This window comes from Corynebacterium tuberculostearicum (genome assembly GCF_013408445.1).
Lineage (GTDB): Bacteria > Actinomycetota > Actinomycetes > Mycobacteriales > Mycobacteriaceae > Corynebacterium > Corynebacterium tuberculostearicum.
In genome coordinates this window covers 579,520-601,690 of record NZ_JACBZL010000001.1, presented here as the reverse complement: position 1 = coordinate 601,690, position 22,171 = coordinate 579,520, and the positions used below count along the sequence as shown (strand labels likewise).

Annotated in this window: 20 protein-coding genes; 12 read left to right on the top strand and 8 right to left on the bottom strand. The window is 59.1% G+C overall.

Going from position 1 to position 22,171, the window contains the following annotated elements:
• Positions 1–2: 2 nt before the first annotated feature.
• The gene (gene tkt, locus BJ985_RS02840) at positions 3–2,075 is read right to left on the bottom strand and encodes a transketolase (protein WP_005324848.1); all 2,073 of its coding nucleotides are present in this window, start codon (positions 2,073–2,075) and stop codon (positions 3–5) included.
• A gap of 348 nt (positions 2,076–2,423) precedes the next feature.
• Between tkt and BJ985_RS02835 the strand changes: the two genes are divergently transcribed.
• Positions 2,424–3,368 (top strand): heme o synthase, encoded by a 945-nt coding sequence (locus BJ985_RS02835; RefSeq protein ID WP_179386531.1) that lies wholly within the window; start codon positions 2,424–2,426, stop codon positions 3,366–3,368.
• Between the two features lie 83 nt (positions 3,369–3,451).
• Here the strand turns inward: BJ985_RS02835 and BJ985_RS02830 are convergent, their stop codons facing one another.
• The 5 genes from BJ985_RS02830 to mptB form a co-directional block, all read right to left on the bottom strand.
• Positions 3,452–4,429 (bottom strand): quinone oxidoreductase family protein, encoded by a 978-nt coding sequence (locus tag BJ985_RS02830; RefSeq protein ID WP_179386530.1) that lies wholly within the window; start codon positions 4,427–4,429, stop codon positions 3,452–3,454.
• Between the two features lie 64 nt (positions 4,430–4,493).
• Positions 4,494–5,522 carry a COX15/CtaA family protein gene (locus BJ985_RS02825; RefSeq protein ID WP_179386529.1) on the bottom strand — a complete coding sequence of 343 codons (1,029 nt, stop codon included), beginning with the start codon at positions 5,520–5,522 and terminating at the stop codon, positions 4,494–4,496.
• A 69-nt stretch (positions 5,523–5,591) separates the two neighbouring features.
• Positions 5,592–6,356, bottom strand: a complete 765-nt coding sequence (locus BJ985_RS02820) for an ABC transporter permease (RefSeq protein WP_179386528.1) — start codon at positions 6,354–6,356, stop codon at positions 5,592–5,594.
• A 57-nt stretch (positions 6,357–6,413) separates the two neighbouring features.
• Positions 6,414–7,343 carry an ABC transporter ATP-binding protein gene (locus tag BJ985_RS02815; RefSeq protein WP_179386527.1) on the bottom strand — a complete coding sequence of 310 codons (930 nt, stop codon included), beginning with the start codon at positions 7,341–7,343 and terminating at the stop codon, positions 6,414–6,416.
• Positions 7,344–7,349: 6 nt separating this feature from the next.
• Positions 7,350–9,074, bottom strand: a complete 1,725-nt coding sequence (gene mptB, locus BJ985_RS02810; protein WP_179386526.1) for a polyprenol phosphomannose-dependent alpha 1,6 mannosyltransferase MptB — start codon at positions 9,072–9,074, stop codon at positions 7,350–7,352.
• A 269-nt stretch (positions 9,075–9,343) separates the two neighbouring features.
• Here mptB and BJ985_RS02805 point away from each other — a divergent pair, with 269 nt between their 5' ends.
• The 9 genes from BJ985_RS02805 to BJ985_RS02765 all read left to right on the top strand — a co-directional run bounded on the left by BJ985_RS02805 (position 9,344) and on the right by BJ985_RS02765 (position 18,691).
• The gene (locus tag BJ985_RS02805; protein WP_179386525.1) at positions 9,344–10,081 is read left to right on the top strand and encodes a helix-turn-helix transcriptional regulator; all 738 of its coding nucleotides are present in this window, start codon (positions 9,344–9,346) and stop codon (positions 10,079–10,081) included.
• Positions 10,078–11,517 (top strand): Fe-S cluster assembly protein SufB, encoded by a 1,440-nt coding sequence (sufB, locus tag BJ985_RS02800; protein ID WP_275431205.1) that lies wholly within the window; start codon positions 10,078–10,080, stop codon positions 11,515–11,517. Before BJ985_RS02805 ends, sufB begins: the two co-directional genes overlap by 4 nt.
• Positions 11,518–11,522: 5 nt before the next feature.
• Positions 11,523–12,677: a Fe-S cluster assembly protein SufD gene (sufD, locus tag BJ985_RS02795; protein ID WP_005324835.1), complete on the top strand. Its 1,155-nt coding sequence runs from the start codon at positions 11,523–11,525 to the stop codon at positions 12,675–12,677.
• A gap of 30 nt (positions 12,678–12,707) precedes the next feature.
• On the top strand, positions 12,708–13,466 hold the full coding sequence (gene sufC, locus BJ985_RS02790) for a Fe-S cluster assembly ATPase SufC (RefSeq protein ID WP_179386524.1): 759 nt from the start codon (positions 12,708–12,710) through the stop codon (positions 13,464–13,466).
• Positions 13,467–13,511: 45 nt separating this feature from the next.
• The gene (locus BJ985_RS02785) at positions 13,512–14,759 is read left to right on the top strand and encodes a cysteine desulfurase (protein WP_005324833.1); all 1,248 of its coding nucleotides are present in this window, start codon (positions 13,512–13,514) and stop codon (positions 14,757–14,759) included.
• Positions 14,756–15,208, top strand: coding sequence for a Fe-S cluster assembly sulfur transfer protein SufU (gene sufU, locus BJ985_RS02780; protein ID WP_005324831.1), 453 nt, complete (start codon positions 14,756–14,758; stop codon positions 15,206–15,208). The genes BJ985_RS02785 and sufU overlap by 4 nt, the downstream gene beginning before the upstream one ends.
• On the top strand, positions 15,209–15,616 hold the full coding sequence (locus tag BJ985_RS02775) for a metal-sulfur cluster assembly factor (RefSeq protein WP_005324830.1): 408 nt from the start codon (positions 15,209–15,211) through the stop codon (positions 15,614–15,616).
• A 114-nt stretch (positions 15,617–15,730) separates the two neighbouring features.
• Positions 15,731–17,362, top strand: a complete 1,632-nt coding sequence (locus BJ985_RS02770) for an ABC-F family ATP-binding cassette domain-containing protein (protein WP_179386523.1) — start codon at positions 15,731–15,733, stop codon at positions 17,360–17,362.
• Positions 17,363–17,368: 6 nt separating this feature from the next.
• On the top strand, positions 17,369–18,691 hold the full coding sequence (locus BJ985_RS02765) for a DUF2254 domain-containing protein (RefSeq protein WP_150851317.1): 1,323 nt from the start codon (positions 17,369–17,371) through the stop codon (positions 18,689–18,691).
• A 24-nt stretch (positions 18,692–18,715) separates the two neighbouring features.
• Here the strand turns inward: BJ985_RS02765 and BJ985_RS02760 are convergent, their stop codons facing one another.
• Both BJ985_RS02760 and BJ985_RS02755 read right to left on the bottom strand, forming a co-directional pair.
• Positions 18,716–20,080, bottom strand: coding sequence for a PFL family protein (locus BJ985_RS02760; RefSeq protein ID WP_179386522.1), 1,365 nt, complete (start codon positions 20,078–20,080; stop codon positions 18,716–18,718).
• A gap of 1 nt (position 20,081) precedes the next feature.
• Positions 20,082–20,351, bottom strand: coding sequence for an ACT domain-containing protein (locus tag BJ985_RS02755; protein WP_179386521.1), 270 nt, complete (start codon positions 20,349–20,351; stop codon positions 20,082–20,084).
• Between the two features lie 104 nt (positions 20,352–20,455).
• Between BJ985_RS02755 and BJ985_RS02750 the strand changes: the two genes are divergently transcribed.
• Entirely contained in the window at positions 20,456–21,130 is a 675-nt protein-coding gene (locus tag BJ985_RS02750) for an NAD(P)H-binding protein (protein WP_179386520.1), read from the top strand.
• A gap of 21 nt (positions 21,131–21,151) precedes the next feature.
• Positions 21,152–22,123 carry a nucleoside hydrolase gene (locus tag BJ985_RS02745; RefSeq protein ID WP_179386519.1) on the top strand — a complete coding sequence of 324 codons (972 nt, stop codon included), beginning with the start codon at positions 21,152–21,154 and terminating at the stop codon, positions 22,121–22,123.
• The last annotated feature ends 48 nt before the right edge of the window (positions 22,124–22,171 follow it).

The window sequence follows — 22,171 nt, the reverse complement described above, 5'->3', positions numbered from 1 at the left end:
GTTTACTTCTGCGCGGCAGCGAGCGATTCCTGCGCCGCTTCAACTACCGCTGCGGTGGTGAAGCCAAATTTCTCAAAGAGCTCGCCCGCAGGAGCAGAGGCGCCGTAGTGCTCGATGGAAATGGTCCGGCCGAAAGAACCGGTGTACTTGTGCCACGGCATAGCGATGCCGGCTTCGATGGACACGCGGGCCTGCACTTCGCTAGGCAGCACGGATTCGCGGTATGCGTCATCCTGCTCATCAAACCACTCAAGGCACGGTGCGGAGACAACGCGAGTGGCTGTTCCAGCGGCCTCCAGTTCCTTAGCGGCGGCGACGGCAAGCTGCACCTCAGAGCCGGTAGCGAGAAGGATCACGTCTGGCGTTTCCTTGGACTCTTCCACCAGAACATAAGCGCCGCGGCGCACGCCATCATGTGCCTTTTCCTTGGTGCCTTCCAGTACCGGCAGTCCCTGGCGGCTCAGTGCCAGGCCCTTTGGTGCGGCCTTGTACTCGAGCGCTGCGGCCCAAGCCTGAGCGGTTTCGTTGGCATCGGCCGGGCGAATAACGGACAGGTTCGGGATAGCGCGAAGGGCAGAAAGGGTCTCTACCGGCTGGTGGGTCGGGCCATCCTCGCCCAAGCCGATGGAGTCGTGGGTCCAGACATAGTAGGTATCGGTAGACATCAATGAGCCCAGGCGGACAGCGGGGTACTGGTACTCGGAGAAAATAAGGAAGGTGCCGCCGTAAACGCGGGTATTGCCGTGCAGAGCAATACCGTTCATGATCGCAGACATCGCGTGCTCGCGAATGCCGAAGTGGAGGTTGCGGCCATACGGCTGAGCCGACCACATATCGGTGGTAATGGCTGCGGGGCCGAAGGAGTCCGCGCCCTTAATCACGGTGTTATTGGAGCCGGCAAGGTCAGCAGAGCCACCCCACATCTCAGGAAGGGAAGCGGCCAAGGCTTGGATGGTGGCCTCAGAGGCCTTGCGGGTGGCCAAAGATTCACCCGGTTCCCACACCGGCAATTCAGCGTCGAAATCTTGCGGCAATTCGCGCGCCTGCATGCGGTCAAAGAGTGCCTTGTTCTCCGGATTAGCCGCAGCCCATTCGTCGAACTTCTTCTGCCACGCGGCGTGCTTTTCGGCGCCGCGCTCGCGCAGCTTGCGGGTGTGTGCGATGACCTCGTCGTCGATGTGGAAGCTGCGCTCCGGATCGAAGCCCAAGACCTCCTTGGTGGCAGCAACTTCGTCATCGCCCAGCGCAGCGCCATGAACGCCGCCGGTATTCATCTTATTCGGGGCCGGGTAGCCGATGACGGTCTTCACGCGGATGAAGGAAGGGCGCTCGGTCTTTGCCTGTGCGGCCTTGACGGCCTCCTCAATAGCTACGACGTCTTCGCCGGATTCGACCGTTTGGACGTGCCAGCCGTAGGCCTCGTAGCGGGCGACCACGTCTTCGTTGAAAGCAATATTCGTATCGTCCTCAATAGAGATGCGGTTATCGTCCCAGAAGACAATCAAGTTGCCCAGCTTTTGCGTACCCGCCAGGGAAGAGGCCTCAGCGGTTACGCCCTCCTGCAGGTCACCATCGGAAGCGATGGTGTAGATGTAGTGGTCGAAGGGAGACTCGCCGGCCGGTGCCTCTGGATCGAAAAGCCCGCGCTCCTTTCGTGCGGCCATGGCCATGCCCACGGAGGAAGCCAAGCCTTGGCCAAGGGGGCCAGTGGTGATTTCCACGCCATCGGTGTGGTGCACCTCCGGGTGACCTGGGGTGCGCGAACCCCACGTACGCAGCTGCTTGAGATCGTCCATCTCCAAGCCAAAGCCGCCCAGGTAGAGCTGGATGTACTGGGTGAGGGAGGAGTGACCAACCGAAAGGACGAAGCGGTCGCGGCCGGCCCAGTGCACATCGGCGGGATCATGGTTAATGACGCGCTGATACAAGGTGTAGGCGAGGGGAGCGAGGGACATTGCCGTACCGGGGTGGCCGGAACCGCACTTTTGTACAGCATCTGCGGCTAGTACTCGTACGGTGTCGACGGCGCGGGTGTCAAACTCCGACCAATCCTCCGGATAACGGCGCTCGACCATAGTTTGGAGTTCTGGGGACAACTTATCTTTCGACACTGGAAAGCCTCGCTTACGTCTAGGCAAAAAGTACTTAACTTTATTCAGTCTAGTAATTTTTAAACCGGCGGTGCGCAATTATAGAAAGCTAGGCATAAAAGGTATGCTGGCATGGCTAAGTGGAGTGCGCGCGGGCGCTAGAGCGCGCACTGAATCTAGCGGCCATAGGCCTGTTGTCTTTCACCCCTGCGCCGAAAACTGTGAGTGAGAGAACTGGAACTTTTTCACGGGCATGTGCGACCGCTAGGGGTGACCGCGCGCAGTAAGTGCGCGGGGCACAGTTCACCAACGTTCAGATAGTGGAGGAATCCCTTGGAGACCATCAAGGCCTATTTTGCGCTAACGAAACCGAGGATCATTGAGCTCCTCCTCGTGGCCGCAATCCCGGCGATGCTCCAAGCGCAACGCGGCGTGGAGGCCGTTTCAGACAATATCTGGCTTATCGTGTCGACCATTTTCGGCGGTTGGATGGGCGCTGCTGCCGCCCACACGTTTAATAACGTCGTGGACTACGAGCTGGATCAAAAAATGCAGCGCACCAGGGCCCGACCACTGGTAAGAGCCAAGATTTCTAAGCGAAACGCAGCAATTTTCGCCTGGGTAATGCTCATCCTTTCCGTGCTGTGGTTGGGCGTCCTAGCTCATTCCTGGCTGGCGGCCTTCTTCGTGATTTTGACGAACTTTTTCTATGTCTTCGTCTACACCAAGTTTTTGAAGATGCGCAACGCTCAAAATATCGTCTGGGGCGGCTTGGCCGGCTGCATGCCGGCGATGGTCGGCTGGGCGGTTATCCGGGATAACGCTCCTGCTGCAGAGCCTGACCGCTGGTGGCAGGCAATCGTGCTCTTCCTCATCATCTTCTTCTGGACTCCGCCACACACGTGGGCGCTGGCCATGAAGTACAAGGAAGACTACCGCAAGGCCGGCGTGCCGATGCTGCCCGTAGTGGCTGATGAGAAGGAAGTCACTCGACAGATCGTGTGGTATACCGTGGGCACGGTTATCGTGACCCTACTTATCGTCCCCGCTGCATCGTGGATTTACTTGGTCGCAGCTCTTGCCTCCGGCGCGGTATTCCTGTGGATGGCTATACGCCTGCACAAGGGAGTGAAGAACGGTGCCAAGGTTAAGCCGATGCGCCTGTTCATTTACTCCAATAACTATCTGTCGGTGCTCTTTATCGGGTTGTCCATCGACGCAGTATTGGGATGGGAGCCACTAGGCCGGATGCTCGGTTGGTCGGCCACGTTATTCTAACTGCGACCAGATATCCAAGGATAAGATAGCGAAAGCGCGGGAAGGCCAATGCTTTCCCGCGCTTTTGGCGTATGTGGGTGGGTTTAGGCTTTATCGCCAGCTTGGACGCGCAACACGATGGAACCGGTAGTCTTGCGCTCTTGGAGATCGCGGTGGGCCGCAGCGGCATCTTCCAGTGGGTAGGAGGCCGTGACGTTGAAGCTCAGATCGCCGTCGATAACAGCTTGGACGACCGCCTGGGCACGCATTTGGAACTCGCCTTCTTGGGCTGTCCATGCGCCGATGGAAGGCCGGGTGAGGAAGATAGAGCCATGCTTGCTCAGCAGCTGCGGGTCGATAGGCTCAACTGGGCCAGAGGCGGCGCCGAAGAGCGCGACGGTGCCACGGGGGCGTACTGCTTCGAGTGACTCGTGGAAGGTCGCCTTGCCGACGCCGTCGTAAACTACGTCAACGCCCCTATCACCGTTGTAGCGACGTACCTGCTCGGCGAGTCCGTCGCCATAGCGAAATACCTTATCCGCACCGGCCGCGTAGGAGAGTCCTTCCTTTTCGTCCGTGGAAACCACCGTATAGACGGTAGCGCCGAGCGACGATGCCATTTGGGTGAGGATCTGGCCGACACCGCCGGCGCCGGCGGTAATCAGGCAGGAAGCGCCTTCACCCAGTTGATAAACGCCATGCGCCAAGTAGTGTGCGGTAATGCCTTGCAGCAACATGGAAGCAGCGACTTCTGGCTGGAAATCATCCGGGACCGCCACTAGTCCCTCGCGTGGGACGCACACCTGCTCGGCGTAGGAGCCAAAAGCCTGGTTCCAGGCCACCATCGTGCCCTCGGCAATTTCCCCCTTGGGGTCGTGGACTACGCGTCCGGTGCCTTCGAATCCGGGAATGAACGGGGTGGCCGCGTTATAGATACCCTCACGATAATAGGTATCGATGTAGTTGACGCCAGCCATGATGACGTCCACCAAAACCTCGTCGTCATTAGGGGTGGGGGCGGGTACTTCGGTATAGCGAAGTACTTCTGGTCCGCCGGTTTCTGTGACCTGAATTGCGTGCATATAGCCAGGCTAGCGCAAAAAGCCGGCCGAGTGCAGTACCTCGGCCGGCCGTGAGCATTATGGGCTAAGCAGTCGCCCGCTCTTGTTCAAGAGAGGTTTGACGCGCTGCGTACTTCTCATCGCCGCTGGGAGATCCGGTGATGAGATCCGCGGTGCCGTCGGTGCGGCGTACACCTTGTGCCCATAGCAGGGCGGTATACGCGGTGACGAAGGAGGAGAGCGCAATGTGGAAAGGGACAGTCCAGCGCGGAATGCTCATGTAGAACTGGTAAACGCCTACTGCCCACTGAATGAGGATGCATACAACGAGGACCCAGCCAGCCTTCTTGGCATCTTGTGGTGCCCGGTTCTTATAAAGCAGGAAGACGGTAATAACCGTTAGCGTCAGGTAGACGTACATGCACATGGCGTGGGTGACAGCCATGGCTTCGGTATCTACCTGCAGGCGGCCTTCCATTCCCACCCCGGAATCGCCAGAGTGAACGCCCGAACCGGTAACCATCGTGCCGGTGATGAGCACAATGCTCAGGGCAACGGTAGCGACCGCTGCAAGGAGGCGAATCGCCTGAGGGAAGCGAGCGCGCGGCGTTCCGTCATCGGGTTCCAGAATGCGGGAATAAAGCATTGCCGCCAGCCATACCAAGAGCATGGAAGGCAGGAAGTGCAGTGCCACGGACCACCAGCGAAGGTCCAGGTGGACAGAAATGCCGCCAATGACCGCCTGCAGGACGATGCCGGCGACGTTGAGCCAGGCGTACACCTTGAGCTCTGCGCGGCGATGCGCCATACGCATAGCAATGACAGCGGCGACTGCCGCTGCGGATACGACGAAAGTAAGCAGGCGGTTACCAAACTCGATGGCCTGGTGAAGAGCAGGCGCAGCGCCTTCCATAGGGACAAGGGAGCCCGGTTGGCATTCCGGCCAGGTGGGACAGCCCAATCCCGAGCCGGTCACGCGGACAATGGAACCAGACACGGTGATGCCACCCTGGCACAAGAGGAGGATGAGCGCGATGAGGCGCTGCTGTTGCAGTGTAGGGGCGGCTTCCTTAAAGAAGCGCTTGATCTTCGTCCAGTAATTCACGCATAGCATCCTACTAGTCGGGAGATTTTGGGCATAAAAATTCCTCTCGTTTCGAAAGGAACCGGACAAAAGTCACATTTAGCCATCGAAGCGGAACCAACGGACCGCAGCGAACGACGCCACCGCAAGCCACGCCAACAAGGACAGGAGCTCGAGGCCGGGGAAGACGGAATTAGAGGCGTCGGTAAGCGCGCCTGCTAGGGCGACGGTCGGCACCGCGTTGAGGATGCCATTATCGCCCAGTCCCTGGGAGTAGAGGGTCCACCCGACTACGCCGAGGAGCAGGAACCAGATGAGGTTGGCCAGTGCGAGTACCACCTCAGAGCTGAGGGTGCCGCCGAGGAGCAGCCCCAAGGCGGTAAAAGCCGCAACGCCAAAAAATAGCGAAAGAATCATGAGCAGCACCCCGCCCAGGCTGATGCGGAGACCCAGGATATAGGCAGCGATGCCCAAAACGAGGATTTGGAATACCACCATGGTGAGCACGCCGAGGATCTTGCCGCCAATAATGGCCCATGCGGGCACGCCGGACGCGCCGGTGCGTTTAAGGGCCCCGTAGCGCCGGTCAAAGGCAAGCGAAATGGCCTGACCGGTAAAGCCTGCGGAGGTGGCAGCTACTGCAAGCACCATGGGAAATACCTCGTGCAAGCCATGTCCGGTGAGCGACTCCAGGTGGGCCGCGCCAATGAGCAGGGCCAGCGGAATGATGACGCTCAGCAATTGCTGCTCGCCGTGGCGCAGCATGAGTTTTGCTTCCATCTTTCCTTGCGCGAGCAACATGGCGCCGGCGCTAGCCCGTTTCGGGGCCGGGGTAAAGGTTCCAGTGTTAAAGGTAGTGCTCATGTGGTGGCTTCTTTCCGCAACGCAGTTGATTGAATTCGATCTTGGCGGAGGGCGCAGCTAACTGCGCAAATGGCGCCCGGTGAGGTCAAGGAAGACCTCCTCCAAGTTGCGGTGGGCTGCGTCTAAGCGCCGCAGCAGGACTCCTTGGCGGGCAAGTTCGGAGCTCAGCGCGGCAATCGTCTCGGGCGTGCCGGCCTGGGTTAAGCGGTAGTGCAACGGTCGCGATTTGGTCGCTCGAATTCCAGCCTTAGCCAGAGCCTCCACATCAACATCGATATCGGTGCTGAAACTAAGCCCTGCCGAGTCCGACTGGGCGGTAAGTTCCGCGGGAGTGCCGTGGGCTACGAGCTCGCCATGATCCATGATGGCCACTCGGTCCGCTAGTGACTCCGCTTCATCCATGAGGTGGGTGGTAAGAACAATGGTGACGCCATCGTGCCTAAGGGCTCGAACAAGGTCCCAGACCGCCAACCGGGATTGTGCATCCATGCCAGCGGTGGGCTCATCCAGGAAAACCAGCTCGGGCCGGCCGATGATTGCTAAGGCGAGGGAAAGCCGTTGCTGCTGCCCGCCGGAGAGCCTGCGATAGGGAGTCCGGGCTACCCCTTCCAGCCCGAGCGTTTCCAGTAGCCAGCGCGGGGAGAGGGGATGGGCGCTGTAGCTAGCGGAAAGTTCAAGCATTTCCAGAACACGGATGCCGGAGTAGGAACCACCACCCTGCAACATGATGCCGACCTTTTCGCGCACCTTGTCCGGTGCGGAACTCGGGTCTAGCCCGAGGACGTCGATCGTGCCGCTGGTGGGGTGGATAAAACCCTCTGACATCTCAATCGTCGTGGACTTTCCAGCGCCATTGGGACCAAGGAGGCAAAAGATCTCACCTGCGGCAACGCTAAGGCTCAGACCATTAACGGCGGTGGTGGAGCCATATTTTTTCACCACGTTGTCCACGGTGAGGGCTGGGCGATCGGCTGAAATGGAATTCACGTGGGATTAGTTTAGGACACGGATTCCGCTGCGCCGCACTGCAACCCACCACAGGGTGGCGATGACTGCGAAAGTGCAGGCTGCCGACACATAGATGACGATGATGGTGCTGGGCGGTAACCCGAGCCCGCGTGGCAGCACAAAGAAGCTCATAGCTGCCGAATAAGCCACGACGCAGAACCGGAAGATAAGCCGGTTGGCCCATGCAGCCAAAGGCAGTACCGCCCACAGGATGTACCACGGATGGACCACGGGAAAGAAGATAACCAGCACTAAGGAGGCGGTGCCGAGTCCTCCCACAGGGTGGATGCGGCCGCGCAACGTTGCAAAGAGCATGCGGGCCATGAAAGCTACTGCCACCAGCACACCAAAGGTACGGGTTACGGTGAGAATAGCTTCGGTGTGGTCACCTAGGCCCAGTAGCATTCCGATAAAGCCGGTACCCACGCCTACGGCGGTGGAGGTAGAAAGCCACGAGCGGATGGAGGCCGCGCCGCCTTGTCCCGTGATCCACCCCAGGCCAATGCCGGTCAAGGCGCTAATAAGGGCAATGGTTGCAATTAAAATAACTAGCTGCAGGGCAATGGCGTAGGCCAAGGCCTTCCAGCGAGATGCACCGTCTTTGTCTATCAGGTGGCGGGCGTACGCCATTCCCACAAAGCCCAGCCCGATAAAGCCGGTAACCTTGACCATTCCGGCGCAGGACAGACAAAAGCCGGAAGCAATGAGCGCTAGGTAGGCACTGCGTGTGGACTTTTCTAGCTTGCCGACGCCCCGCAGGCCCAGCTCCATACCCACCAAGAGCAGGCCCAACATGATGGACTCATTATGGATTCCGCCCACCAGGTGCAAGATGGTCAGTGGGTTGAGAATGCCGAGCCACAGCGCAGATTCTGGAGATACCCGGCAGCGCCGCGCCAAACAGCTTATGGCCCACCCAGCAACCATGATGCCGGCGATGGATAGGAGGCGGTGGGCGATAACACCCAAGAGGATTGAATTTGAGGTAACTGCGCTCACCACTCCAGCAAGCCCGAGTGCTACGGGGCCATAGGGAGAAGGGGAGTTGGCCCAGATAAACGGTACGGATCGGGCGAGCTCATCACCCGCGCCAAGCAATTGCACCGGTCCTGCAGAATACGGATCCATGCCCTGCATCACGATGGAACCGTTGGCCAAGTAGGAGTAGATGTCCTGGGTAAAGAGCGGGGCTGTAAATATCAGCGGGATGACCCAGCCGGCCCACGTGCGCCACAGCTGGTGTGTAGTTACGAGCCGGCGGGCGCGCGTTGGGGTGACGGCACCTTCCTGGGGTTGGCGCAGCGGAGTGCCTACAAAAGGGGCCAGGAAAACCCAGGCGGCCACCAACAGGCCCACTCCCACCATGACTATGGCAGAAGAGGTCTGCAGCATGCGAGACATGAGGGAGCCAAAAGGCACGTTGTCATAAGGGTTTCCCACTACTGGGAGAGCGCCGGCTCCCAACGCGCCGAAGGCGATAAGCAAAGAACCCACTGTGCCCACCCAGCGCAGGATAAAAAATGTCCGCCACTGTGCGGTGGTGGTGCGCTTTAGGCCATCTTCTTTGGCGGGGACAAAATCAAAACGAGAATCAGGCTCCGCGGCTCCGGTGTCCTCGGCGTGTAGCCGCGCAGACCGAGAACCAGCGGTGCCCAGCTGCGGCAGCTCGGCCTTGACGCCGGAAAGAAAGCCGCGGAATTTGCCTGTCATGGGTTAAGACCTTACGCGAATCCTCCGCCCCAACCCCAGCGGGCCCGCCCTTTTAGCGCGCGCAGCGCCGCCAGTTGTGGCGATGAGGGGAGTTAGCCACCCCCGTGCCACGCCGAAGAATGGCCAATGGTGGCATTCCGGAATGAATTAAGGAACACTAGTGTTGTCTAATAAAGGAGGCGCAGTTGGACTGCGGCGCGACTCTCGGAATTACGGGAGCCGGCTGCAGGGCGGCTGTAAGTGAGCGAAGCACGAAGGGAGGTCCCGGCATGAGCACACCTCAGCGCGTAGAAACTACGCATAAGGCGGCTAAGGAATCCCGCACTACGGATGGCGATACCCGCCGGCAAGTGATGCTGTTGCTGCTGAAGGACGGGCCCGTTACCGCTTCCCACTTGGGTGAACGCCTTGGCCTTTCTGCTGCTGGAATCCGCCGGCACTTAGACAATTTGGTGGAAGAGGAACTGACGGAGGTCGTGCGCCGCCACCCAGTGACCCGCGGCTCAACGGGCAACGGGTCTGGTCGCGGCCGACCAGCCAAACACTTCCGCCTCACTGATCGTGGCCGGGCGCAATTCGGCCACGCCTACGATGATTTGGCCTCTGATGCTTTGACGGCGCTTCGCGACGTCGGCGGGTCTGAGGCTGTTAAGCGCTTTGCCAAGGTCCGCTTCGAGCGACTCGTTGCAGATGTGCGTCCCTTGATAGAAGAGGGTGAATCTGTAGAGGATGTGGCCCGTAAGCTGGCTGAGGTCTTGGACGAGCACGGGTATGCCGCCACGGTGGACCGCGCTGGTCAGGGAGTGCAAATCTGTCAGCATCATTGTCCGGTCTCCCATGTGGCGGCCGAGCACCCAGAGCTGTGTGAGGCGGAACAAGAAGTCTTTTCTGCTCTATTAGGCAAACACGTACAGCCTTTGGCCTCCATCGCCGGAGGCCACGGGATCTGTACCACAAACATCCCCTTGACACCCGTTAATACAAATACTGAAAGGAGCGAGTCATGACCCAGGCACAATCGGCACCCGAGAACAAGATGACCGATGATGAAATCATTGATTCCATTGGTGCATATGAGTACGGCTGGCACGACTCGGACGCGGCTGGTGCTTCTGCTCGCCGCGGCTTGAACGAAGATGTAGTTCGCGATATTTCCGCCAAGAAGGGCGAGCCGGAATGGATGCTTAACCAGCGCCTGAAGGCACTGAACATCTTTGATAAGAAGCCCGTTCCCACCTGGGGTGCGGATTTGTCTGGCATCGACTTCGACCAGATTAAGTACTACGTGAAGTCCACTGAGGAGCAGGCCCAGACCTGGGACGAACTCCCTGACGATATCAAGGCCACCTACGATAAGTTGGGCATTCCAGAGGCTGAGAAGCAGCGCCTCGTTGCCGGTGTGGCCGCCCAGTACGAGTCTGAGGTTGTCTACCACCAGATCCGTGAGGACCTGGAAAGCCAGGGTGTCATCTTCGTCGATACTGACACCGCGTTGCGCGACTACCCTGAGCTTTTCAAGGAATACTTCGGCACCGTTATCCCAGCCGGTGACAATAAGTTCTCCGCGCTGAACTCCGCAGTGTGGTCCGGTGGTTCCTTTATCTACGTGCCCAAGGGCGTGCATGTAGATATTCCGCTGCAGGCTTACTTCCGCATCAACACGGAAAACATGGGCCAGTTTGAGCGCACCCTCATCATCGTCGACGAGGACGCTTATGTTCACTACGTCGAGGGCTGTACCGCTCCTATCTACAAGTCTGATTCCCTGCACTCCGCGGTAGTAGAGATCATCGTGAAGAAGGGCGGCCGCTGCCGCTACACCACCATTCAGAACTGGTCCAGCAACGTCTACAACTTGGTGACCAAGCGCACCAAGGTAGAAGAAGGCGGCACCATGGAATGGGTCGACGGCAACATCGGCTCCAAGGTCACCATGAAGTACCCAGCCGTATGGATGACCGGTCCTTACGCCAAGGGTGAGGTTCTTTCCGTTGCTTTTGCTGGTGAGAACCAGTTCCAGGACACGGGCGCCAAGATGACTCACATGGCCCCGCACACTTCTTCCAATATTGTGTCCAAGTCGGTTGCCCGTGCCGGCGGCCGCGCCGCGTACCGCGGCTTGGTGCAGGTTAATCAGAACGCGCACCATTCCACCTCTAACGTCGAGTGCGACGCGTTGCTGGTGGACAATATCTCGCGTTCGGATACATACCCGTATAACGACATCCGCAATGACCACGTCACGCTGGGCCATGAGGCAACCGTTTCCCAGGTTTCTGAGGAGCAGCTGTTCTACCTGATGTCCCGCGGTATTGCGGAAGAAGAAGCAATGGCGATGATCGTGCGTGGCTTCGTTGAGCCGATTGCTAAGGAGCTGCCGATGGAGTACGCCCTCGAGCTCAACCGCCTCATCGAACTGCAAATGGAAGGATCGGTCGGCTAAAGAAAATGGTCGCTTCGAACGAATTCAATCCGGATAAGATCACCAAGGGTGACGTCTTTACCTCCACCAACGTGGAGGACTTCCCGGTGCCGCACGGCCGCGATGAGGTGTGGCGCTTCGTCTCCCTGCGCAAGCTCCGTGGACTACACAATGGCGAGTTCGCTGAGGTAGTGGCACAGGATGTCACCGTGAGCGAACATCCAGGCGTAAGCTCCGAGACCGTCGCTCGCGATGACGAGCGCTTGGGCCGCGTTGGTACCCCGTCTGACCGCGTTGCGGCTCAGGCGTGGACTTCTATGCCTGAAGGCCAGGTTGTCACCATTGACGCTGAGGCTCAGGTGGAAGAGCCCGTAGTCATTACCTACACCGGCAAGGGCGAGGGCGTAACTTCCTTTGGCGCTACCTCCATCGAGGTAGGCCACCACGCGGAAGCCACCGTCATCCTGAAGTACGTCGGCTCTGGCACCCACGCAGATAACGTCGAGTTCATCGTGGGCGATGGCGCTCACCTGACCGTCGTTGTTGACGTTGATTGGGAAGACGATGCCGTACACCTGTCTAACCACGTGGCACAGCTCGGCCGCGACTCTGTGCTGCGCCACAACTCCGCCATCTTTGGCGGCGAGGTGGTACGCATCGTGCCTCGCGTGAACTTCACCGAGCAGGGCGGCGACGCAGAACTGCTGGGCGTCTACTTCGCTGATGAAGGCCAGTACTTTGAAAACCGCATGTTGGTGGATCACTCCGTCCCTAATTGCCGCTCCCACGTCCTTTATAAGGGCGCACTGCAGGGCACCAAGGACAATGAGGCCCGCACCTGCTGGGTAGGCGATGTCCTTATCCGTTCCAATGCACAGGGCACCGATACCTACGAGACCAACAACAACCTGATTCTGACTGAGGGTGCTCGCGCGGACGCAATCCCTAACCTGGAGATTGAGACCGGTGAAATTACCGGTGCAGGCCACGCGGCCACCGTTGGTCGCTTCGATGACATCGAGTTGTTCTACCTGATGTCTCGCGGCATTCCAGAGGCTGAAGCACGCCGCCTCATCATCCGTGGCTTCTTCAATGAGGTCATCCACCGTATTCCGGTGCAGTCCCTGTCCGAGGAATTGGAAAACCGCATTTCCGAAGAACTGGAAAAGATCTCCGCCTAACTCTTTCATAGAAGGAAACCCACACACATTATGTCTACTCTGGAAATTAAGAACCTCCATGCCCAGGTGCTGCCGACGGAAGAAGGCGGCGAGCCGAAGGAAATCCTCAAGGGCGTTAACCTGACCATCAACTCCGGCGAGATCCACGCCATCATGGGTCCGAACGGTTCCGGCAAGTCCACCTTGTCCTACACCATCGCCGGCCACCCAAAGTATGAGGTCACCGAGGGCGAGGTGCTTCTCGACGGCGAAAATCTGCTGGAGATGCCCGTCGATGAGCGCGCTCGCGCCGGCCTCTTCCTGGCGATGCAGTACCCAACTGAGGTACCGGGCGTAAAGGTCTCCCAGTTCATGCGCTCCGCAGTCACCTCCATTCGCGGCGAGGCACCGAAGCTGCGTGAATGGAACAAGGAGCTTACCCAGGCCCGCGAGAACCTGAAGATTGATAAGTCCTTCATCTCCCGCTCCGTAAACGAAGGCTTCTCCGGCGGTGAGAAGAAGCGCCACGAGGTTATGCAGCTGGATATCCTGAAGCCGAAGTTCGCAGTCATGGACGAGACCGACTCCGGCCTGGACGTTGACGCTCTGCGCATCGTGTCTGAGGGCATCAATAGCTACCAGAAGGACACCAATGGTGGCATCTTGATGATTACCCACTACAAGCGCATCCTGAACTATGTGAAGCCGGACTTCGTCCACGTCTTCGCTGACGGCCACGTCATCAAGACCGGTGGCGCTGAATTGGCGGACCAGCTCGAGTCTGACGGCTACGACCAGTTCCTCAAGTAAGGACCGACCCTCGGCCGGTCAACCGCGACTATCCAAAGAAGATTCATGTCTGGATTTGATGTAAACGCAATTAGGGAACAGTTCCCGATTCTCCAGCGCACGGTGCGTGGTGATAAGCCACTGGTGTATCTGGATTCGGGTGCTACCTCCCAGCGCCCGCTGCCGGTATGGAAGGCGGAAGAGGAGTTTGTGCTGCACACGAACGCCCCCGTTCACCGCGGTTCCTATCAGCTGGCGGAAGAGGCCGATGATGCCTACGAGTCGGCGCGCCAAGCTATCGCCGCATTTGTGGGCGCGGACCGCGACGAAATCGCCTTTACCAAAAACGCCACTGAGGCCCTGAACGAAGTTGCCTATGTGCTTGGCGACGAGCGCGCGGGGGACCTCTACGTGGGCGAGGGCGATACCGTTGTTATCACCGAATTGGAGCACCACGCCAACTTGGTGCCGTGGCAGGAGCTGTGTGCTCGCACCGGCGCTACGTTGAAGTGGTATTCCATGACCGAAGACGGACGCATCGATCTCGACTCGCTCGAGCTCGATGACTCCGTCAAGGTCGTTGCGTTTACTCACCAATCCAATGTGACGGGTGCTGTGGCAGACGTGGATGAACTGGTGCGCCGCGCCCGCGCGGTCGACGCCATGGTTGTCCTCGACGCCTGCCAGTCGGTGCCACACATGGCGGTTGATTTCCATGCTTTGGACGTGGATTTTGCGGCCTTTTCCGGCCACAAGATGTGTGGCCCCAGCGGCGTTGGTGTGCTCTACGGCAAGGATGAGCTGCTCAAGAAGCTGCCGCCCTTCCTGACCGGTGGCTCGATGATTGAGATCGTCAAGATGGAAGAGACCACCTTTGCCGAGCCGCCAACACGCTTTGAAGCGGGCACGCAGATGACCAGCCAGGTGGTTGGCCTCGGCGCAGCGGTGAAGTTCTTGGAAGAAGTGGGCATGGACAATATCCACGCCCACGAAAAGAAGCTCACCGAGCGCGCATTGCGCCAGCTCAAGGAAATCCCTGGTCTACGCATCATCGGTCCAGAAACCACCGAAAATCGCGGTGGCGCCATTTCCTTCACTGTGGAAGGCGTTCACCCGCACGACTTGGGCCAGGTCCTCGATGACCACGGTGTGTCCATTCGCGTTGGCCACCACTGTGCGTGGCCACTGCACCGTGCCTGCGGCGCACAGTCCACCGCCCGCGCTAGCTTCTACCTTTATAACACCGAGGAAGAAGTAGATAAGCTGGTGGACGCAATCAAGGCTGCCCGCGAATTCTTTGGAGTTGCCTCATGAACCTAGATTCCATGTACCAGGACGTCATCCTGGATCACTATAAGAACCCCCAACACGCCGGCTTGAGGGAGCCGTATCAGGCAGAGGTTCACCACGTGAACCCGTCCTGCGGCGATGAGCTGACCCTGCGCGTGCGCCTTTCGGACGACGGCAAGACCGTCGAGGACGTCTCCTATGACGCGGAAGGTTGCTCCATTTCGCAGGCTTCTACCTCGGTTATGGCTGAAGAGATCGTTGGACTGCCGCTCGCGGAAGCCAATGAGAAGCTGGCCGAGTTTGAAAAGATGATTACCTCTCGCGGCCAAGAAGAGGGCGATGAAGACCTCATCGGTGACGGCGTTGCCTTCGCCGGCGTGTCCCAGTACCCAGCGCGCGTCAAGTGTGCGCTCCTCGGATGGAAGGCCTTCCAGGCTGCTTCCGCCGATGCACTAACTGAAGTGGAGAACTAGATGACCGAACCCGTAGATCCTTATCAGAACGAGAACTCTTCATTCTCCGGCAGCGGCGAGCGCCCGGAGCAGACTGAAGAGCAGATTTCTAAGGCCTTTGATGTCACCGAATTCATGCGTGATGTCATTGACCCCGAGCTCGGCATTAACGTCGTTGACTTGGGCCTTGTCTATGATCTTTGGTTTGAAGAGGACAATGGCAAGGAAATCGTCATGATCAATATGACGCTGACCTCGCCGGCCTGCCCGCTGACCGATGTCATTGCGGAGCAGGTCGAAGACATCGTCAAGGCCAATAAGCTGGCCGATGCCGTCCGCATCAACTGGGTATGGATGCCGCCATGGGGACCGCAAATGATTACTGAGGAGGGCCGCGAGCAGCTTCAGGCCCTCGGTTTCGCGGTTTAAAATCGCGTATTAATCACACGCCCCCAGCAGCGCATTTCTCGGATTCGGGAAGTGGCTGTTGGGGGCGTTAGTGCGTCTTAGCGTTGGCCGCGTCAATTGCTAGACTATTTCTTCGTGATTGTAACCAATGATTTCGAAGTCAGGGTAGGAGCGCGCACGCTTCTCGACGCCCCCGGGCAGCACCTCCGCGTGCAGCCCGGCGACCGCATTGGCCTCATCGGCCGCAACGGCGCGGGCAAGACGACGACCATGCGCATTTTGGCAGGGGAGACGGAGCCTTATGGTGGTTCTGTGACTCGCTCGGGCCCCATTGGTTATCTGCCCCAGGATTCCCGCGAGGGAAATATCGAGCAAACGGCGCGCGAGCGCGTTCTCTCCGCACGCGGCCTGGATGATCTTAAGCGCCGCATGGCGAAGCAACAAGAGCTCATGGAATCGGCCACGGACGATAAGTTCCGGGATAAGGCTATCCGTAAGTATTCCCGCTTGGAGGAGCAGTTCGAGTCGCTCGGCGGCTATGAAGCCGATTCCGAGTGTGCGCAGATTTGCGATAATTTGGGCCTGCCACAGCGTGTCCTAGACCAGAAGCTCAAGACCCTCTCAGGCGGCCAGCGTCGCCGCGTGGAGCTGGCACAGATCCTCTTTGCAGCTACTGAAGGCTCCGGCAAATCCCAGACCACGCTGCTCTTGGATGAGCCGACTAACCACTTGGATGCCGACTCTATTACGTGGCTGCGCCAATTCCTGTCCAAGCATGAGGGCGGGCTCATTATGATTTCCCACGACGTCGAACTGCTGGAGGCCGTGTGCAACAAGGTGTGGTTCCTTGACGCGGTCCGCGGCGAGGCCGACGTCTACAACATGGGTTATAAGAAGTACCTCGATGCCCGTGCTACCGATGAAGCGCGGCGTCGCCGAGAGCGTGCCAATGCGGAAAAGAAGGCGTCTGCACTGCAAAAGCAGGCTGCCAAGCTCGGTGCCAAGGCAACCAAGGCCGCCGCGGCAAAGCAGATGCTCCACCGTGCTGAACGCATGATGAGCGAGCTCGATGAGGTCCGCGTGGCCGATAAGGTGGCCAATATTAAGTTCCCCGTGCCGGCGCCGTGCGGCAAGACGCCCATGAATGCCAAGGGTCTGACCAAGATGTACGGCTCGCTGGAGGTTTTCGTGGGCGTAGACCTCGCTATCGACAAAGGCTCTAGGGTGGTTGTTCTCGGCTACAACGGTGCAGGTAAGACCACCCTGTTGAAATTGCTTGCCGGCGTGGAACGCACCGATGGTGAAGGTGGCATCGTCAGCGGCCACGGCCTGCGCATCGGCTACTTCGCGCAGGAGCATGACACCATCGACCCGGATAAGTCCGTGTGGCAAAACACTATCGATGCCTGCCCAGACGCGGATCAGCAGGAGTTGCGCAGCCTGCTTGGCGCCTTCATGTTCTCCGGTGAGAAGCTGGAGCAGCCTGCGGGTACCCTCTCCGGCGGTGAGAAGACGCGCCTTGCGCTAGCCGCCTTGGTCTCCAGCCGCGCGAACGTCCTGTTGCTAGACGAGCCGACCAATAACCTGGATCCGATTTCGCGCGAGCAGGTGCTTGATGCACTGAAAACGTATACGGGCGCTGTGGTGCTGGTGACGCACGATCCGGGTGCGGTTAAGGCACTGGATCCGGAACGCGTGATCATCATGCCCGATGGTGATGAGGACCTGTGGTCCGATGACTATATGGAGATCGTGGAGCTAGCTTAGGGATTTATGAAGACACTGCTGGAGAGGATGCCCGCTTGGCGGGAGAAGTTTTGGCTCATCCCCGCCGTGGCGGTGGCCATCGCCGCGATCGGCGCGGAATTGCTCATTGCGGTTGGTAGCAATTTTGACGTGTCGGACACGCCCTTTTATGACGGCAGCGCCGATAGCGCGCAAGGGATTTTAAGCGCGGTAGCAACCTCGTCACTCTCCTTGGCCGGCACCGTCTTTTTCATCACGCTGACCGCGCTATCCGGTGTCGTCACGGTGATGGGCCCGCGCCTCCTGCACGAGTTTTTAAAGGATCGCTCCATTCAATCCACGTTGGCGATCTACCTGGCAACCTTTATTTTTGCGCTCCTATCCCTGCGCGCGGTTCGTACCGGCGGCGGTGGGGTAGAAGAATACGTTCCTTCCCTCAATGTAGCCGTCACGGTTCTGCTGGCCATCGCCTGCGTTGTCTTCCTCATCTACTTCATCGTGCACATTGCGCAATCCATCAGCATGTCCCACGTGGTGCACGTGGTTGCCCAAGACGTAGAAAGCCACATGCGCCGGCTCATCCGCCGCGGTGAGGAGGAGGAGAAAGTAAAAGCGCCGGGGCCAGAGTTCTACACGAACGCGCAAAAGCGCCGCAGTAGTGAGACTGGCTATCTCAAATTCGTGGACTATGACGCCATCGCGCAGGCTGCGGCGCAAGAGGATTGCGCGGTGCACCTCGGCGTGGCACCGGGAGACCTCGTATTGGAAGGCGAGGTCATTGCCCACGGCGTGCCACGTTTGCCGGAAGATATTGAGCGTCATATCGTGCTCACGCAACACCGCGAAAACGCCTCTGCCCACGATCCTCGGTTTACCGCGCGGCACCTTGCAGAAATTGCTGCCCGCGCTTTGAGCACCGGCGTTAATGACCCATTTACGGTAATTGACATCATTGACCGCTTCACCCAGATCCTCACCGTGATTGGGGATAAGCGGCTTCCGCAGGGCATTGTGCATGTGGACGGCGAATTTCGGCTGGATTATCAGACCTTTAGCTATGACGAGATCGTCGAGGCGATGTTTACACAGATTCGGCGCGATGCGGCCGATAATGCGGAGATCTACCTCAGCATGCTGGATAACCTCGCTAAGGTGGTTGCCCTTCTTCGCACAGCGGAACGCCGGCGCGTGCTTGACGACACCGCCCGGGCCATCTACTCCGATGCCCGCCGCCAGGTAGGCGGCGAGGTGGAGCTGAAACAGTTGGAGGCCTCCTACCAGCACTTCCAGGCCAACCTAGCTGCGTGGGCGGAATCCGATAAGCCAGGCGAGGAGCACGCCGCGGATTAGACCGCGGCGCGGTTGTCGCTGGCGCTAGTTGCGGAATCCATGCACCGGGGCGGGGATGAAGCCGCCGCGGTTTATGAACTGCGTATTGCCCACCTGATTGACCGGGATGACAGGGGCGTAGCCAAGAAGCCCGCCGAAGCTGACCTCGTCGCCTACCTGGGCGCCAGGTACCGGAATGACGCGTACTGCGGTGGTTTTATGGTTCATCACGCCAATGGCGGCCTCATCAGCGATCATGCCCGAGATCGTCGCGGCAGAGGTGTCGCCCGGCAGGGCAATCATGTCGAAGCCAACCGAGCAAATAGCGGTCATGGCCTCCAGCTTGTCCATGGAAATGGAGCCGGACTTGACCGCATCGATCATGCCTTTGTCCTCGGAAACGGGGATGAAGGAACCTGACAACCCGCCCACGCGGGAACAAGCCATCATGCCGCCCTTCTTAACGGCGTCGTTAAGCAGAGCCAAGGCTGCAGTGGTGCCGTGGGTGCCCACCTGGTCTAGGCCCATGTGCTCCAAGATGTGCGCAACCGAATCGCCCAATTCGGCGGTGGGGGCAAGCGAAAGGTCGATGATGCCGAAAGGAACGCCCAGGCGCTCCGAGGCCATGGTGCCCACCAGTTGCCCGGCGCGAGTGATCTTGAAAGCAGCCTTCTTCACCTCTTCTGCAACCTGGTCTAAGCTGGCCCCCTCGAGCGAGCCCAAGGCACGGTCGACTACACCCGGGCCGGAAACGCCCACGGAGACCACACAATCGGGTTCCTCAATGCCGTGGAAGGCACCGGCCATAAAGGGGTTATCTCCCACGGAGTTAGCAAAGACCACCAGCTTGGCGCACGCAATGGCGGAATTGTCCTTAGTGAGCTCGGCCGCTTCCTTGATGACCTCGCCCATTTTCTTCGCCGCATCCATGTTGATGCCCGCGCGGGAGCTGGCGATGTTTACGGAGGAACACACGACGTCCGTAGTAGCCAGCGCCTCCGGAATGGAGCTGATGAGCTTTTGCTCGGCGGTGGTAGCGCCCTTTTCTACCAAGGCGGAATAGCCGCCCACAAAGTTGACGCCAACCTCTTTTGCCGCCTTGTCCAGCGCCTTGGCTGCATCAACGGGGTTGCCGTCTACGCCAGCCACCACTAACGAGATGGGGGTGACGGAGATGCGCTTATTGACAATGGGGATACCGAGCTCGCCCTCGATGCCTTCGCACACCTCGACGAGGCGCCCTGCCTGCTGGGTGACCCGGTCATAGATGGCCTGGCAGGTGGCCTCCATGGTGGAGCGGGTGCATCCGAGGAGCGAGATGCCCATGGTCACGGTGCGGATATCGAGACGATAGTTCTCAATCATCTCGATGGTGTCCAAGATATTGGTGGTATTAAAACGCGTGCTCATATTAAATTTCGTTCATGGCGGTGAAGAGGTCTTCGGACTGAATGCGGATGGACTGGTGCTTTTCTTCCGCAACGGGGCGCATGCGCTCCTTGATGGTCTGGATGGAGACCTTGTCCGCATCGAATTCGACGCGCAGGATCATGGTGAAGTATCCGCCCATGAGCGTCTGGGAGACGTCAATGACGTTGATATCGAGTTCTGCAAGGGTAGTGGTCACCGCGGCGATGATGCCGGTGCTATCGGCACCGGTGACGGTCATAATGGCATACATGCGTGCAATTCTATCTGCTTGCCGGGCGCGCCGCGGTGGTTTGTGTGTGCCGGAGTAAGGAGGCCGTCTGCACGCTGGCCGCGCCGTTGTTACCGTGGGGAGGTATGACTGATAAGAAGAAGATTCTGTACATCGGTGGACACGGCAAGGTCGGGCTGCTGACCGCCCCTAAGCTGGTTGAGGCCGGTCATGAGGTCCACTCCCTCATCCGCAATCCGGAGCAAAAGGCCGAGATTGAAAAGCTCGGCGCGACCCCAGTTATGGCGGATATTACTGAACAATCCGTGGATCAGTGGGCAGAGCTTTTCGCCGCTTATGACGCTGTAGTCTGGGGCGCCGGCAATGGCGGCCGCGGTGGGGCAGACCTCACCTGGGCCGTCGACCGCGATGGCGCCCTGGCTACCCTCGACGCCATGGACAAGTTGCAGCAGGAGGGCAAGGATGTGCCCGCCTATGTGATGATCTCTTATGTCGGCTCCCAGGTAGCAACCACGGATCCTGCCGATGAGAAGTGGTATGCCTATGTGGAGTCCAAGAAGGAAGTAGACAACCGCCTTGTACAGGCCAGCTACCCGCACCTCATCCTCAAGCCAGCGATGCTAACCGAGGAACCAGCCAAGGGCATTGAGCAGATTGAGGATAAGATGCTGAAGGAGTCTCTGACTTCTTCCCGCGAGCTGGTTGCGGATGTCATCGTCGAGGTCCTTGGCCGCGACAATCTGCCGGATTCCCCGCTCGCCTTCGTTGATGGCGACAATCCGGTGAGCTCCATCAAGTAAGACGCTAGACTGGCTGGCATTATGACTGCCAAGCCACCAGCTGTACTTATTGATTGCGATCCCGGCGTCGACGATTGCCTCGCCCTTATGTACCTGGCGGGGCTGCATCATGCCGGGGAGATCGAGCTGGTGGGGGTTACCACCACGGCCGGCAACGTCGAGGTCCACCGGACCGCGGATAATGCCCGCTGGATTCTGGACCTGTGCTCGCTTTCCGACGTCCCCGTAGCCCCCGGCCTACCCCAACCCCTCAAGGTAGATCTCACCACCACCCCTGAGACCCATGGCCCGACAGGGCTGGGCTACGCACACGCCCCCGCTGCCGCCGCCAAGCTACAACAGCGCGATTGGCAGCAGGTATGGGAAGAAGCATTAGCCACCCATGACGATCTGCAGCTGATCGTTACTGGACCGGTCACCAACCTTGCGGCCTTCGAAGCAACCCATAGCGAGGCTGCCGCGCGCTTCGGTGCCATCACCATCATGGGCGGCGCGGTCAATTACCGCGGAAACACCACGCCAACTGCCGAATGGAACTTTTGGGTGGATCCGCACGCCGCCGCCCAACATTTTCATTCAAACGCCCCACGCGTTCTCACCACGCTGTGTTCCCTCGAAGTAACGGAACAGTTTCTCATTACTCCGCAGCGCCTAGACGAGGTCCTGAAATTGTTGGGGGAGCACCCCACGGCACAAATCCTGCCGGACGTGCTGCGTTTTTATTTTGAATTCCACCAGGCGCAAGGAGAGGGCTATCAAGCCCAGATCCACGACCTTTTGACCTGCATGATTGCCCTGGGGCGCATCCCTTATGAAGCGATAGAAACCACCATGGACGTCGAGGCGGAATCGACACTGCTGCGTGGCACGAGCGTCGCAGATTTGCGCAACCATTGGGGCCGCGCCCACAACGCGCGGCTGGTAACAAGCGCAGACATGGAGGCCGCACACCACGAATGCGCGCGGGGATTGACGCTATTGGCTTCGCATTAGTGGCTTTTAGCACGCAGAGCCTCTACTATTATCCGCGGCGCACGTGCC

Coding starts and splice junctions, on each gene's coding strand:
- tkt (WP_005324848.1), bottom strand. CDS start 2,075: ATGGTCGAGCGCCGTTATCCGGAGGATTGGTCGGAGTTTGACACCCGC.
- BJ985_RS02830 (WP_179386530.1), bottom strand. CDS start 4,429: ATGCACGCAATTCAGGTCACAGAAACCGGCGGACCAGAAGTACTTCGC.
- BJ985_RS02825 (WP_179386529.1), bottom strand. CDS start 5,522: ATGCTATGCGTGAATTACTGGACGAAGATCAAGCGCTTCTTTAAGGAA.
- BJ985_RS02820 (WP_179386528.1), bottom strand. CDS start 6,356: ATGAGCACTACCTTTAACACTGGAACCTTTACCCCGGCCCCGAAACGG.
- mptB (WP_179386526.1), bottom strand. CDS start 9,074: ATGACAGGCAAATTCCGCGGCTTTCTTTCCGGCGTCAAGGCCGAGCTG.
- BJ985_RS02805 (WP_179386525.1), top strand. CDS start 9,344: ATGAGCACACCTCAGCGCGTAGAAACTACGCATAAGGCGGCTAAGGAA.
- sufB (WP_275431205.1), top strand. CDS start 10,078: ATGACCCAGGCACAATCGGCACCCGAGAACAAGATGACCGATGATGAA.
- sufD (WP_005324835.1), top strand. CDS start 11,523: ATGGTCGCTTCGAACGAATTCAATCCGGATAAGATCACCAAGGGTGAC.
- sufC (WP_179386524.1), top strand. CDS start 12,708: ATGTCTACTCTGGAAATTAAGAACCTCCATGCCCAGGTGCTGCCGACG.
- BJ985_RS02785 (WP_005324833.1), top strand. CDS start 13,512: ATGTCTGGATTTGATGTAAACGCAATTAGGGAACAGTTCCCGATTCTC.
- sufU (WP_005324831.1), top strand. CDS start 14,756: ATGAACCTAGATTCCATGTACCAGGACGTCATCCTGGATCACTATAAG.
- BJ985_RS02775 (WP_005324830.1), top strand. CDS start 15,209: ATGACCGAACCCGTAGATCCTTATCAGAACGAGAACTCTTCATTCTCC.
- BJ985_RS02765 (WP_150851317.1), top strand. CDS start 17,369: ATGAAGACACTGCTGGAGAGGATGCCCGCTTGGCGGGAGAAGTTTTGG.
- BJ985_RS02760 (WP_179386522.1), bottom strand. CDS start 20,080: ATGAGCACGCGTTTTAATACCACCAATATCTTGGACACCATCGAGATG.
- BJ985_RS02755 (WP_179386521.1), bottom strand. CDS start 20,351: ATGTATGCCATTATGACCGTCACCGGTGCCGATAGCACCGGCATCATC.
- BJ985_RS02750 (WP_179386520.1), top strand. CDS start 20,456: ATGACTGATAAGAAGAAGATTCTGTACATCGGTGGACACGGCAAGGTC.
- BJ985_RS02745 (WP_179386519.1), top strand. CDS start 21,152: ATGACTGCCAAGCCACCAGCTGTACTTATTGATTGCGATCCCGGCGTC.